The following is a 14069-nucleotide window of genomic DNA, read 5'->3' as shown; positions in this document are numbered from 1 at the left end:
TAGACGCTGATCCCGTCGTGGTCCTCCTCGAAGGAATGCGTCCAGCGTCCGGTCGGCGTGGTGGTCAGATCTTCACCGCCTGCCCGATCGAGGCGGGGGAGTCGGGCACGGTCAGCTTGAAGTCGCTGATGATCCCGCCGAGCGGTTCGTAGCCGGTGACCGACGGTCCCCAGGCCGATCCGTCCCACCACTTGTGGTACAGCTGCTTGTCGGTGCCGGTGACGAACACGTCGAGCCGGTTCGTGTCCCACGAGACCACGCGCGGCTCGTCGGTGCAGATCCCGCCCATGTACTCGTACCCCGTGACGCTCGGTCCCCAGGAGGATCCGTCCCACCACTTGTGGTAGAGCGCGGAGTCGGTCCCGAGCAGGAATACGTCGAGCCGGTCGGAGCCCCACGAGACCACGGTCGGCGCCGTCGTACACACGCCGCCCATGTACTCGTACCCGCTCCACGACGAGCCGTCCCACCACTTGTGATACAGCGCCGAGTCGGTGCCGATGACGAACAGGTCGAGCCGGTTCTCGCCCCAGGCCACCACCCGCGGCGGGGAGGCACAGACGCCGCCGAGGTATTCGTAACCGTTCCACGACGACCCGTCCCACCACTTGTGGTAGACCGCGTTGTCCGTTCCCAGCACGAACACGTCGAGCCGATCGGGGCCCCAGGCAACGACTTCGGGCGGGCTCATGCAAACTCCGCCGAGATACTCGTACCCGTTCCAGGCGGAGCCGTCCCACCACTTGTGGTACAGCGCCCGATCCGTGCCGAGGACGAACGCGTCGAGCCGATCGGGACCCCAGGTCGCCAACCGCGGCGGGCTCATACAGACGCCGCCGAGATACTCGTAGCCGGTGGCAGACGGTCCCCAGTTCGAGCCGTCCCACCACTTGTGGTACATCGCGTGGTCGGTGCCGAGGACGAACGCGTCCAGCCGGTTCGGGCCCCAGGACGCGACTTCAGGAGCGCTCATGCAGATACCACCCATGTACTCGTATCCGGCGACGGACGGTCCCCAGGCCGATCCGTCCCACCACTTGTGATACATCGCCAGGTCGGTGCCGAGCACGAACGCGTCCAGCCGGTTCGCGCCCCACGACACCACCGAGCCGGCCGGTTCCGGCGTACCAGCGGCGCCGAAGTCCGGCAGGTCCATCCGGACGGTGTCCAGCGTCGCCTGCATCCGCGCCACCTGGTCGGTGGTGAACATGACCATGCCGCGGTCGTCGGTGTAGTCCATGTAGTCGTAGAACAGGTCACCGTTCGGCCCGTTGCTGCAGGTCACATGCGGGAACGTCGGTACGCCGAAGTTCGGGCCGGCCGCGTTCGGGGTGTCGGCGCACTCGTCGGAACCGCTGCAGCCGCTGCCGTCGTCGCCCCAGATGTGGAACAGGTTCAGGTAGTGGCCGACCTCGTGCGTCGTCGTACGGCCGAGGTCGAACGGCGCCGCCGCCGTACCGTTGGTGCCGAACCCGCTGTGCAGGATGACCACGCCGTCGGTGTTCGCCGGACCGCCCGGGAACTGTGCGTACCCGAGCAGACCCCCGCCGAGCTGGCAGACCCAGATGTTCAGGTAGTGCGCGGTGTCCCACGGGTCGATGCCGCCGGTCGCCGACGACTTCACCTTGTCGTCGGTGCCGAAGCTCGCCGTACTGGTCTGGGTCCGGGTGACACCTGTCGTCGGGTTCCCGTTCGGGTCCTCGGTCGCCAGGAAGAACTCGACCCGCGAGTCCGCGACCAGCCCGCTGAACACACTCGGCACGATGCTGGTGTCCGGGTTGGTGGCGCGGTAGTCGCGGTTCAGAACGTCGATCTGGCTGTCGATCTGCGCCTGCGAGATGTTCTGGGCGTTGGTGTTCCAGACGACGTGGACGACACACGGGATGCGAGCGACCCCGGTGAAGCGATCCTCGCCGGAGACGTAGTTCATCGTCGCGGTTTCGAGCGCCGACCGCGCTGCGGCGTACGACGGATCCGTCGTCAGCAGCCGCCGGTGTACCTCCATCACACCGCACTGTCTGCGGCTGGGGAACTCCGTCCGCCCGTCCGTGCCGCTCATACCGGCACCACTGGCCTGGCCGCCGCCTGTCATCCCCACACCGGCAGGCGATCCGCCACCACTCATGTCAGCCGCGGGTGATCCACCGCCGCCCATGTCGGCTGCCGGTGACCCGCCGCCGCCCATGTCTGCCGCGGGTGATCCGCCGCCGCTCATCGTCGTACTGCTCGAGGCCGGTGCCCCGGTCATCGGCATGCCGTCCGCCGCGGGCTGTCCGTTCGCGGCGTGCCCGTTCTGCTCGGTCGCCGGTGCCTCACCCGGCATCCGGTGATCGTCGCGGTGCTTGTCCGCTCGCCCGTTGGCCTTCCTCGGCATCTCTCCCCCTTCCGCGGGGGCGCACGGGCAGGTCGACGTACGCGCGCCGAACCGAGAAGATTCACCCCCAGCGCACCCCTCGACCGAAGACGGTCCCTACCGCCTTCCCCCACCGAACAGTCGGCCCCCAAGTCACTGTTCTGCGTTTCACCTTGCTCCGATCGCCTCGCGCACACAACCCTTCATGACAAGACTTTCGGATCCCACTGGCCTCGATTTGTCTACAGTGCAGGATTGACCCATGCAGCGTGAGAAGTCGGTTCCGTTCGAGGTGCGTGCTCATCGTGGGTTGATCTCGGTCCGGGTCGTGCCGAACGACGACCCGTGGGCGTCCGGGCACCAACTCGTCGTACCCGGTCTGAACGCCGAGGCGTTCCGCGGCTTCCCGATCTGCACCGCGTCGATCAGGTACCACGGGCACGGCATCAACGCGATCATGGGCTGGATCCAGGTCGTCACGCGTGGGGCCGAGGTGTCGATCGATCTCGCCCCGAACTTCGACGCCACCGACCCGTTCTACGCGTACGGCTACCTGCCGACGTTCTTCGATGCGCCGGCGAACCCCGACCATCCTGACGGGATTTGGCGGGCCGACACGTTCCTCACTGTCGTACCCGACGTGATCCACTCGCGCCACGTCGTACCGATCGCCGCGTTCACCTGGGGCTACGAACTGCGCGCCGGCCGACCGACGCTGCTGGACGTCGCCGCCCTGCCCGCCACCGACTGGGCCGGGCATCGCGACGTGCTCTCGGCCAAGCACCCGACCTGGACCTTCGGCTAGAGCACCCGCTCCCACATCGTCCGCTGCGCCACCGCCCGGAAGCCTAGCTTGGCGTTCACCGCGATCATCGGGGTGTTCTCGGGCGCGTTCCAGGTGTGCATCACGGCGGGGCCGGTCTGGATCGCCCGCAGGTTCGGTGCTTTCACCGCGATACCGAGCCCGTTGCCGCGGTGCGTACGCCGTACGTAGGTGTCGTACTGGTTGAGGCGGCCCGGGCTCTCCGGCGTACCGCCCATCTGCGTGTACGCCGCGAGCTCACCGGACGCGATGTGCACGGCCGCCGTGGTGTAGGTGAACCGCCCCTGAGCCACCCGCCGGGCCTCTGCGTCCCGCACGAGCTCGGGTGTCCACTGCACTGGCTCGTCCGTCCGATCGCCGGTCGGCACGTCCTCGCTCATCCCGCTCAACAGCTCGACAAACTGCTCGAGCCACTCGTCCGGCGCCTGCTCCCGCCACTGCACGAGCTCGTACCCGTCGACCGGTTGCTCCAGCCCGCTCACATCGACCGGCAACTCCAGCACCTGATGCAGCTCGGCATGCTTCTGCTCGAACCCTCGCGCCCGAGCAAACGCCGTCCCCGCACTCTCACCCGTCACTGGATCGCCCGCGAGGTTCGTCCCCGAGATAATCCGCCGGCTGTCCGCCCGAGCCCGCCCGATCGCAACCTCCAGCAAGCGACTCGCGACACCCTGCCGCCGGTACTCCGGAGCCACAGCCAGCTCCACGTCCACAGTGTCCGTGTTCCCCACCAACCACCAGTCCAGCCAGGCAACCCCCAGCCAGGTGTCCCCGTCCACGAGTCCGAGCCCGTCGGCCCGGACATCAGCATGCTCCCCACTCATGAGCACCCGAGCTTCCTCGACCCCCATTCCGACGGGAAACTCGAGCTCCTCCTGCCGAACCCCGAACTTGACGTCGTAGAACCGTCGGAACACCTCGGGATCGCGCCCGTCCACCGCAATAATCTCCACCCACGCACCCTAGGGGGCCGGGGCCTGCGGATTAGTGGTGGGGGCGGAGGGCCCGGTTCGCGGCCGGTTCGGCGATGGAGTTGCGGAAGGGGTGGGCCGGGTAGACGCCCAGCAGGCGGACCTCGACCGAGAAGAAGGCGAGTTCTTCCAGGGCCAGCGCGACATTCGGGTCTTCGGGGTGGCCTTCGATGTCGGCATAGAACTGGGTGGCGAAGAACATGCCGCCCAGCTGGTAGGACTCCAGCTTCGTCATGTTCACGCTGTTGGTGGCGAATCCGCCGAGCGCCTTGTAGAGCGCAGCCGACACGTTCCGCACGCGGTACACGAAGCTGGTGATGACCGGGCCTGACCCCACCGGCGGTACCTCCGGCTCGCGGGACAGCACCAGGAAGCGGGTCGTGTTGTGGTGTTCGTCCTCGACATCGGACGCAAGTGTGTCCAGCCCGTACAGCTGGGCGGCCGCGCGCGGCGAGAGCGAAGCAACCGTCGGATCACCCAGCTCGGCGACCTCACGCGCCGCGCCCGCGGTGTCATCCGCGACGACCGTCGACCACCCGTGCTCACGGATGATCTTCCGGCACTGGCCGAGGGCGTGGACGTGACTGCGGACAGTCTTGATCTGGTCGAGCGTCGTACCAGGAGTTGCCAGCAGCTGGAAGTGGATCGGCAGGAAGTACTCGCCGACGATGTGCAGCCCGGACTCCGGCAGCAGGTGGTGGATGTCCGCGACCCGGCCGGCGATCGAGTTGTCCACCGGGATCATCGCCAGCCCGGCGCGCCCGCTGCTCACCGCCTCGAGCGCGTCCTCAAAGGTCGTACAAGGAAGCTGCTCGCGGTCCGGGAACATCTCGGTGCACGCCATCGCCGAATTCGCGCCTGGCTCACCCTGGTAAGCAATCGGTCCGTCCACGATCTACCAGCCTAGACCCCGAACATCTCACCAGCCGGATCAGGTGTCCGTCTTACGGACCTTGTCCGGTGCTCCGGTGACCGCGCGACCCTCGAGCGACTTGGCCTTGGTGGCGTACATGTCGATGTACTCCTGCCCCGACAGCTCCATGATCTTGTACATGATCTCGTCGGTGACGGCCCGCAGGATGAGCCGATCGCTCTCCATCCCTTCGTACCGCGAGAAGTCCAGCGGCTCGCCGAATTTGACCGTCGGCGACGCGAACGACGCGACGACCTTCCCGGGCGGAGCGACCACATCGGTGCCGATCACCCCGCACGGGATCACCGGCACCTTGGCCTCCAGCGCGAGCCGGGCCACGCCGGTCCGCCCCTTGTACAGCCGGCCGTCGTGCGACCGCGTCCCCTCCGGGTAGATCCCGAACAGCTCGCCGCGCTCCAGCACTTTCATCCCGGCCCGCATCGCGCCCTCGGACGCCGATCCGCCGGACCGGTCGATCGGCACCTGCCCGGTGCCCTTGAAGAACCCGCGCTGGAACCGTCCCTTGATCCCGGCCCCGGTGAAGTAGTCGGACTTCGCGACGAACGTGACCCGTCGGCGCAGCGCCAGCGGCATGAAGATCCAGTCGGAGTACGAGAGGTGGTTGCTGGCGATGATCGCCGCGCCGGTCTCCGGGATGTTCTCCGCGCCGACCACGATCGGCCGGAAGATGCGCTTCACCGGCGGTCCGACCAGCACGTTCTTCAGCACCCAGTAGATGCCCTTGCCGTCGCCGTCGCCGGCATCCACGACCGCAGGGTCCGGCTCCCGCCGCGGCGACTGTGCCGGTTCCGTCATCGGTGTCCTTTCCTCACACGTTCCCCGAACCTTCATGATGCCGTACGGCACCCCGGATCGGGATCAATCGCCCTGGGCCGGCCTGAAGTGTGCCTTGACGTCGGGGCGGTTGGCGAGGACGAAGGTGGTGATCAGTACGACGATCTGCAGGCCCTGGCCGATGCTCATCCAGACCGGATTCTGGCCGGACGCGATGTAGTACACGTTGAGCACGGTCACCACGATCGCCACCACCCGGATCCTGCGGTACGACGAGCGCTTGCCGTGCCGCAGCCCTCTGATGATCCGCAGGTAGACGAGCAGGATGATCAGCGCCGTGATCGGCCGCGACCACAAGGCCCACGACAGGCTGGTCCGGACCTGGTCCCGGACGGCCGGATCGGGGGAGTCGTGGTTCGGGGCATGGGCGAACTGGTAGTTGAGAACGCTGTGGTGGAAGACGGCGACGAGGACCGCGATCAGGATGCTCAGGCCGAGGTAGATCGCCACCAGCCGGATCACCGGACGCATCACGCGTTCCCGCTCGACGGCGATGGTGTCGTCAATTGGATTGGTCATGAATGCAAGTTAGTGCCGGCCCCGGGGCATCGGGCCCGGTCGCCACGCGGAAGCCGCTGACATCGCGGCGCACCGATTCGTAAGCTGCTGACCACACCGTCGCCCAGGTGGGGGAGTCAGTATGCGCATCAAGGTCCTGACCGCTGTCCTCGCGGTCCTCGCGGGAGCACTCGTCATGCTGCCGGCCAGGGCGGCGGCGCCCGAGGCGACGGTGGTGCCGATCCAGGTGACCGGGCCGGCAGCGTCCCGGTTCAACCTGGTGGTGATGGGCGACGGCTACACCGCGGCCGAGCTGCCGAAGTTCCGCGAGCAGCTCGACAAGCACCTGAACATCCTCTGGAGCATCGAGCCGTTCAAGTCGTACCGGAACTACGTCAACGTGTACGCCGTCGAGATCGCCTCCCCGGAGTCCGGCGTCGACTGCGATCCCAATCTGACCTCGCCCCAGCGCGACACTCCACTGCAGATGGGGTTCTGGGGCGGCTGCAACCCGGGCAGCGTCCAGCGCCTGCTGACGGTCAGCTCGGCGGCCGCCACGCAGTACGCCGATCTGGTCCCCGGCACCACCTCCGCCAACCGGCAGATCCTTGCCATCGGCAACAGCAACACGTACGGCGGGGCGGGCGGCACGTACGCGACCGCGTCCGGCGGCAACGCGCTGTCCGCGCTGATCACGCCGCACGAGCTCGGCCATTCGCTCGGCGGACTGCAGGACGAATACGACTACTACGCCCGCGGCGAGCGCGGCGCGCCGTACGTCGGTCCCGAGCCGTCCTCGATCCACCACACGTTGCTGACCGAGCAGCAAATGCTCGACCAGCACGCGAAGTGGTACCGCTGGCTGGGGGAGCCGTCGGAATCCGGCGGCACGATCGGCCGCTACGAAGGCGGGATGTACGCCGGTTCAGGCGTCTGGCGGCCCAGCGCGCACTCGATGATGAAGGCACTCGGGTACTACTTCGACCAGATCTCACGCGAGCGCATGACCCAACGACTCTCGGCCAAGGCGAACCTGTTCCAGGACAGCACACCGGTCGGCCCGGTCGCCGCAGACCAAGTCGTCTGGCTGCAAACGCTGCATCCGGTGGACCACGAGCTCACGGTGTCCTGGGCCGTCGACGGTACGACGCTGCCGACCGGGAACGCCCGCTCCGTCGACCTCTCCACCCAGCACCTCACCGCGGGCAAACACACCCTGACCGCGACGATCGTGGACCCGACCAGCTTCATCCGCGACCCCGCCGTACGCCCGACCGCCACCCGCTCCTGGACCATCGACACCACGCTGACCGCATCGCCGTCGACCGGTATGCCGACGTTCACCGGCTCCACCTCGACCGAGCATCCGGTGAGCGCCGACGAGGTCGTGTACGCCGAGACCTCGCAGGCGAGCGCCCCGATCACCTGGCAGGTCGACGGGCGGACCGTCGCGAACCCGGGCAACGACCGCGACCTCGCGCTCGCCCCGCTCAAGCTGACCGGCCGGCACACGCTGACCGCCCGGACCGGCACCCAGACACTCACCTGGACGGTCGACGGCGTCGAGGCGGTCGTCACCCCGACGATGTCGAAACCGCTGCTCACCGTGCAGAAGCCGACCGGTCCTGAATACGTCTATAACGACGCTTTCACCATGGGGCTGGCGGCAACGGACGACAGCCCGGGGTACGTCGTACCGGAGTTCCGCGTCGACGGCGACGGTTGGTACAACTACTACGGCTGGCCGACGGATGCGTCGCTGCCGTTCAAGTTCACGGCCGAGGGGACCGAGATCGACCAGCTCGTCTACGGCAAGCTCGGCGTACCGCGGGTGGTGCCCTGGGACGACGTACCGCCCGGGTACGGGCGTCATCAGGTCGAGTACCGCGCTATCGATGCCACCGGCAACATCGCGAGCCCGCGCCGGTTCGCGGTCACGCTGCTGCACCCGGCGCCGGCCTGCACAACGACGATCAGCGGCACGCACAACGGCCCGCTGTACCTCCGCTCCGGCGTCACCTGCCTGACCAACGCAACCGTCAACGGTCCGGTCCTGGTCTCGGCCGGTGCTTCACTCGTGGCGACCGATTCACGAATCTCCGGTCCGGTCCGCGCCGACCAGGCCGCCGACCTGCAACTCCTCCGCTCCACGGTCGCCGGCCCGGTCACCGCCGATCGCGTCAGCCGAAGCGTGGTCCTCGTCGGAAGCGTGGTCCAAGGCCCGGTCTCCGTCACCAACGCCTCGACCGCCCAACCTCCGGCCCTGGCCGGAAACACCGTCAACGGCCCTCTTGTCTGCTCCGCCAACGCCCCGAATCCGACCAATCTCGAGGCGCCGAACAAGGTCTCCGGACCCCGATCCGGGCAGTGCGCGAAGCTCTGAGCCGAGCGGACATGCACGTGAGTTTCGCCGACATGTTCCCGGGATCGCGGTTCTCATAACTTTTCTGGTGCGGGGAGTTCCCGCCGTACAGAAGGAGTGAGATGAACGGACTGCGGGTGGCGTCCCTGATGGCGGCCACGATGACAACCGGTCTGGTGGCCGGCGTATATGCGATCTACGCGAACGCGTTCATGCCGGGTCTGGCCAAGACCGACGACAAGACCTTCGTCAGCGCGTTCACGGCGGTGGACCGGGCGATCGTGAACCCGCTCTTCCTCGGTCTGGGCTTCCTCGGTGCTGCGCTCTTCACTGTGCTCGCCGGACTGCTCAGCCTCAAGGAGAAGGCGCTGCCGTGGATCGCGGTCGCGTTCGTGCTGTACCTGGTCACGATCATCGTCACGATGGCGGTGAACGTCCCGCTGAACGACGCCCTGAAGGCTGCCGGAGATCCGGCCACGATCGACGTCGCGGCCGCCCGGGCCGCGTTCAACGAGTCGAAATGGGTCGCCTTCAACCTGCTCCGCACGATCCTTGCCCTGATCTCCTTCGGTCTCCTCGGCTGGGCCCTCTACCTGACCGGCAAGTCCGCGGCCCAGCCCTGAGCCTGCGACAATGCCTCCGTGGCACCAGTTCAAGCACCGCCCTCGCAGCAGCTCCCCGCGGTCCAGAAGCTCCGGGTGAGATTCGCCAAGCGGGGGCGGTTGCGATTCACCTCACACCGCGACTTCCAGCGCGCCTTCGAGCGCGCCGTACGGCGCGCCGAGCTCCCGGTGGCGTTCTCGCACGGTTTCAGCCCGCACCCGAAGATCTCGTACGCCGGTGCCGCGCCGACCGGCGCCGCCTCCGAGGCCGAGTACCTGGAGATCTCGCTCACACACGAGCGGGACGCCGACGAGGTCCGGGCCGCCCTGGACGAGGCGCTGCCGCCGGGGCTCGACGTACTCGAGGTGGTCGTCGCCGGGCCGGGGTCGCTGGCCGAGCGGCTGGAGGCCAGCGAGTGGCGGATCGCGTTACCGGGGGTGGATCCCGCGACCGCCGGAGCCGCGGTGGAGGCGTTCCTGGCGCGGGAGGAAATTCTGGTCGAGCGCATGACCAAACGGGGGGTTCGCTCGTTCGACTGTCGGGCTGCCGTTCTCCGACTCACCGTCGCGAGTGAACCGGGGTCGGTTGAGACGTGTGCGATACTGCAAGTGGTGTTACGGCACGGAACCCCGGCCGTGAGACCCGACGACGTTCTCGCCGGCGCGCTCGAGGTAGCGACGCTCCCGGTGACGGGCCCGGCTCTTTTGACCAGGCTCGCCCAGGGCCCGCTCACCACGGACACCGGCACGGTGGAAGACCCGCTCGCTCGTGACCGCGACGCCAACCAGGCGACCGCGACCGGCCAGGCAGATCCCCACCAGACGCACACAGCGGAGGGCGACGCCGCCGCTCCCTCTGTGCCCTGAGCGCGGGCGGAGCGGATCCAGCAGGCTTCCGCCACGCGGCGGCCCCGGGAAGATTTCCGGGCCGGGCGCGGCGAACCGTGACCGCCTTGTGGCCGCGCCGGACCCGTGACAGGGGTCGCAGGATGCGCCGGAGGGCTTGAGGAGACCCGCACTACATGCTCGACAACGAGCCGACCACCGAGGCAGCCGACACGGCTGCCACCGCCCAGCCAGCCGCCTCCACCCGCAGGACCGCGAAGAAGGCGCCGGCTGCGAAGAAGACCACCACGCGCAAGCGCACGGTGAAGACCGCCGACGCGGTCCCGACCCAGTCCGACGCCGAGGCCGCCGATCCGGCGCCCGCGCCGGCGAAGAAGGCGGCAGCCAAGAAGACTGCCGCGAAGAAGACCACGGCCAAGAAGGCCGCGGCGAAGGCTCCGGCCAAGAAGACCGCCCGCGCCGCCAAGAAGAGTGCGGACCAGGACATCTTCCCGCAGTTCGTCCCTGACGAGGCGCCGGAGACCGCAGATGCGGCCCCCGCGAAGAAGACCACCCGCAAACGCACCACGAAGAAGGCCTCTGCCCCGGACCTGCTGTCCGCAGACTCTCCGATGACGGACGGCCCGGTAGCCGACGCCGAGCGCGCGCCGAACGCCGCTACCAACACGCCGGCCGACGACGCCGCGAACGTAGGCACTTCCACCCGCAAGCGCACCTCCCGCCGCCGTACGGCGAAGACCGCCGAGTCCACCGCGAACGCAGAGGCATCACCGGCCCACGCCGACGCCCCGGCCCATGCCGACTCCGCCGCAGGCACCACGGACCGCGCCGACAGCGGCGCGACGAGCCGCGGCCGTCGCGGCCGCAACCGCGGCGCAGCTGAGGCCAACTCGAGCGCAGCCGAGGCCAACTCCGGCGCGACCACCGCGCTCACCACGGACCACGCCGGTCCCTCCAACACCGCGGGCTCTTCCAGCACCTCCGTGGACGGCGCCGCCTCGGATGCACCCGAGGAGTCCGGCACCCGCCGTACCCGTCGGCGTGCTGCCGCTCCCGCGGCCGTGCTGTTCCAGGCGCCGACTGGTGGCCCGCAGCAGGCCGATCCGACGGCGGTCGAGGCGACCTCCGACGAGACCCCGGAGCCGGGTACCGACGAGCAGCCGACCGGCAACCGCCGTCGCCGCAGCCGTCGTAACCGCGACGCCGAGGCCCGTGAGATCGAGGTAGCCGAGGAGTCGACCGACGCTCAGCCGCAGGCGAGCGCCGACGACACCGACCCGGCCGCCGAGAAGACCACCACCAGGACCCGCAGCCGGTCCGCCCGCAAGGCCGCCGCCACGCAAGCAGCCGGAAGCGCGACAACCGGAGGCGCGACGGCAGACGCCACCGCCCCAGGCACCACCGCCGCCGCCCAGGCCGACACTGCCGCGGACGACGAGTCCGACGGCGCGAACGACGTACAGAGCGAGGACGGCGAGGAAGGTGGCGAGGGGACTCGCCGTCGCCGTCGCCGCCGCGGTGGACGTCGTCGTCGCAAGTCCGGTGACGGTGCGGACGACAACGCCGACGACCAGTCCGACGACGAGGACGAGCACGACAGCCAGGACGCCGAGCAGGACGCCGACGCGTCCGACGACGGCGACCAGGACGGTGCGGCCGACTCCGACGAGGACGGCGAGGCGGGCAGTTCGTCCCGGCGTCGTCGCCGTCGCCGTCGCCGCAAGGGCGAGGACAGCGCCGCGTCCCCGGACGACCCCGACGAGACCGTCGTACGCGTCCGTGAGCCGCGCAGCAAGACCGTCAACAACGAGATCACCGCGGTCGAGGGCTCGACCCGCCTCGAGGCGAAGAAGCAGCGCCGCCGTGAGGGTCGCGCCGCCGGCCGCCGCCGCGCGCCGATCGTGACCGAGGCCGAGTTCCTGGCCCGCCGCGAGTCGGTCGAGCGGACGATGGTGATCCGGTCCCGCGAGGACCTGACCCAGATCGCGGTCTCGGAAGACAACGTCCTGGTCGAGCACTACGTGACCACCGCCGAGCAGACGTCGCTGATCGGCAACGTCTATCTCGGCCGCGTGCAGAACGTGCTGCCGAGCATGGAGGCCGCGTTCATCGACATCGGCAAGGGCCGCAACGCGGTCCTGTACGCCGGTGAGGTGGACTGGGCGACCCTTGGTGGCGCCAACGGTCCGCGCAAGATCGAGCAGGTGCTGAAGTCCGGCCAGTCCGTCCTGGTCCAGGTGACCAAGGACCCGATCGGCCACAAGGGCGCTCGGCTCACCAACCAGATCAGCCTGCCCGGGCGGTACGTCGTGTACGTCCCGCGCGGCGGCAACGGCGGCATCAGCCGCAAACTGCCGGACACCGAGCGGAACCGGCTGAAGACGATCCTCAAGGACATCGTGCCCGACGAGGCCGGCGTGATCGTCCGGACCGCCGCGGAAGGCGCCTCGGAGGAGGAGCTGACCGCCGACGTCAGCCGCCTGCAGTCCGCCTGGGAGGACATCGACAAGAAGTCCAAGAACGGCCAGGCCCCGCAGCTGCTGTACGGCGAGCCCGACCTGCTGATCCGCGTCGTACGCGACCTCTTCACCGAGGACTTCGCGAAGCTGGTCATCTCCGGCGACCGTGCCTACGAGCAGGTCCGCGAGTACGTCGCGGGCGTCGCGCCGCACCTGGCCGATCGGGTCGAGAAGTGGGGTGGGGACGGCGACGTCTTCGCGAACTACCGGATCGACGAGCAGATCAAGAAGGCGCTGGACCGCAAGGTCTGGCTGCCGTCCGGCGGCTCGCTGATCATCGACCGGACCGAGGCGATGACCGTCGTCGACGTCAACACCGGCAAGTTCACCGGCTCCGGGGGCAACCTCGAGGAGACCGTCACCAAGAACAACCTGGAGGCGGCCGAGGAGATCGTCCGGCAGCTCCGGCTCCGCGACATCGGCGGCATCATCGTCATCGACTTCATCGACATGGTGCTCGAGTCGAACCGCGATCTGGTCCTGCGCCGGCTGGTGGAGTGCCTGGGCCGCGACCGGACCAAGCACCAGGTGGCCGAGGTCACCTCGCTCGGCCTGGTCCAGATGACCCGGAAGCGGATCGGTACCGGCCTGCTCGAGGCGTTCAGCGAGAACTGCGACCACTGCGGTGGCCGCGGCCTGATCCTGCACGACGAGCCGAAGGAGTCCCGCCGCCGCGACAGCCGCAACGGGCAGTCCAACGGCAACGGCCAGAACAACGGCCAGGGCAACGGTCAGGCGAACGGCAACGGTCACGACCACGGCAAGCCCGCGCAGGCGGAGGAGGGCGGCCGGAAGAGCTCGCGCCGTCGCCGGGGCAAGGGCCGCGGCGAGGAGGAGGCCACCGAGGCCGAGACCGCGCAGCACAACGCCGACGCCGCCCAGAAGCTCGCCCAGATCGCCGCCGCCACGGTCAAGAAGGACGGTGAAGGTACGCCGGAACCGACCGGCTACCCGATCTCTGCCGACGCCGACGAGCACGTCAGCCCCGAGGCGACCGGCTTCCCGGCCGAATCCGCCGCGGCGACGACGCTGATCACCGAGACACCGGCCGGCTCCGAGACGGCCGGCTCCGAGGTCGGGGCCACCGAGGCCGCCGATCCGGCCGACGCCGCGCAGAACGGCGCCACCAAGAGCACCCGGCGGCGGCGCAGCAGCCGCAGCCGGAGCAAGACTGCTACCGAGGGTGAAGGCGCGGAGCCTTCCGAGCTCGTCACCACCGGCAGCTAACCGATTTCGGGTTTGCCGACCCGGGGTTGTAAGCTATTGGTTCGGTGCGCTGAGGCGCACCGAACCTGTGCCTGATGTGAGAGTGAGTGGATTACAGCCT

Annotated in this window: 10 protein-coding genes; 5 read left to right on the top strand and 5 right to left on the bottom strand. The window is 68.9% G+C overall.

Annotated elements, in window-relative coordinates; genetic code table 11:
• Positions 1-64: 64 nt before the first annotated feature.
• Positions 65-2374, bottom strand: a complete 2310-nt coding sequence (locus ACFWUU_RS04440; protein ID WP_380172647.1) for a M43 family zinc metalloprotease — start codon at positions 2372-2374, stop codon at positions 65-67.
• Positions 2375-2615: 241 nt separating this feature from the next.
• Here ACFWUU_RS04440 and ACFWUU_RS04435 point away from each other — a divergent pair, with 241 nt between their 5' ends.
• Complete coding sequence (locus tag ACFWUU_RS04435) at positions 2616-3158, top strand: hypothetical protein (protein ID WP_380172645.1); 543 nt, start codon at positions 2616-2618, stop codon at positions 3156-3158.
• On the opposite strand, the gene ACFWUU_RS04430 is transcribed toward ACFWUU_RS04435, so the two are convergent.
• The 4 genes from ACFWUU_RS04430 to ACFWUU_RS04415 form a co-directional block, all read right to left on the bottom strand.
• The gene (locus ACFWUU_RS04430) at positions 3155-4129 is read right to left on the bottom strand and encodes a GNAT family N-acetyltransferase (protein ID WP_380172643.1); all 975 of its coding nucleotides are present in this window, start codon (positions 4127-4129) and stop codon (positions 3155-3157) included. The genes ACFWUU_RS04435 and ACFWUU_RS04430 overlap by 4 nt on opposite strands.
• A gap of 31 nt (positions 4130-4160) precedes the next feature.
• Positions 4161-5039, bottom strand: coding sequence for a prephenate dehydratase (locus ACFWUU_RS04425; protein ID WP_380172641.1), 879 nt, complete (start codon positions 5037-5039; stop codon positions 4161-4163).
• A 39-nt stretch (positions 5040-5078) separates the two neighbouring features.
• Complete coding sequence (locus ACFWUU_RS04420) at positions 5079-5876, bottom strand: lysophospholipid acyltransferase family protein (RefSeq protein WP_380172639.1); 798 nt, start codon at positions 5874-5876, stop codon at positions 5079-5081.
• A 63-nt stretch (positions 5877-5939) separates the two neighbouring features.
• Positions 5940-6434, bottom strand: a complete 495-nt coding sequence (locus tag ACFWUU_RS04415; protein ID WP_137253670.1) for a hypothetical protein — start codon at positions 6432-6434, stop codon at positions 5940-5942.
• A 121-nt stretch (positions 6435-6555) separates the two neighbouring features.
• Here ACFWUU_RS04415 and ACFWUU_RS04410 point away from each other — a divergent pair, with 121 nt between their 5' ends.
• The 4 genes from ACFWUU_RS04410 to ACFWUU_RS04395 all read left to right on the top strand — a co-directional run bounded on the left by ACFWUU_RS04410 (position 6556) and on the right by ACFWUU_RS04395 (position 13969).
• Positions 6556-8796 carry a M64 family metallopeptidase gene (locus ACFWUU_RS04410; protein ID WP_380172637.1) on the top strand — a complete coding sequence of 747 codons (2241 nt, stop codon included), beginning with the start codon at positions 6556-6558 and terminating at the stop codon, positions 8794-8796.
• A 101-nt stretch (positions 8797-8897) separates the two neighbouring features.
• Positions 8898-9398 carry a DUF1772 domain-containing protein gene (locus ACFWUU_RS04405; protein WP_380172635.1) on the top strand — a complete coding sequence of 167 codons (501 nt, stop codon included), beginning with the start codon at positions 8898-8900 and terminating at the stop codon, positions 9396-9398.
• An 18-nt stretch (positions 9399-9416) separates the two neighbouring features.
• Complete coding sequence (locus tag ACFWUU_RS04400; protein ID WP_380172633.1) at positions 9417-10244, top strand: TIGR03936 family radical SAM-associated protein; 828 nt, start codon at positions 9417-9419, stop codon at positions 10242-10244.
• Positions 10245-10399: 155 nt separating this feature from the next.
• A complete protein-coding gene (locus tag ACFWUU_RS04395) occupies positions 10400-13969 on the top strand; it encodes a ribonuclease E/G (protein ID WP_380172631.1) in 3570 nt (1189 codons plus the stop codon).
• The last annotated feature ends 100 nt before the right edge of the window (positions 13970-14069 follow it).

The sequence above is a fragment of the Kribbella sp. NPDC058693 genome (assembly GCF_042715335.1).
Lineage (GTDB): Bacteria > Actinomycetota > Actinomycetes > Propionibacteriales > Kribbellaceae > Kribbella > Kribbella jiaozuonensis.
This window is presented reverse-complemented; position numbering and strand designations above follow the sequence as displayed.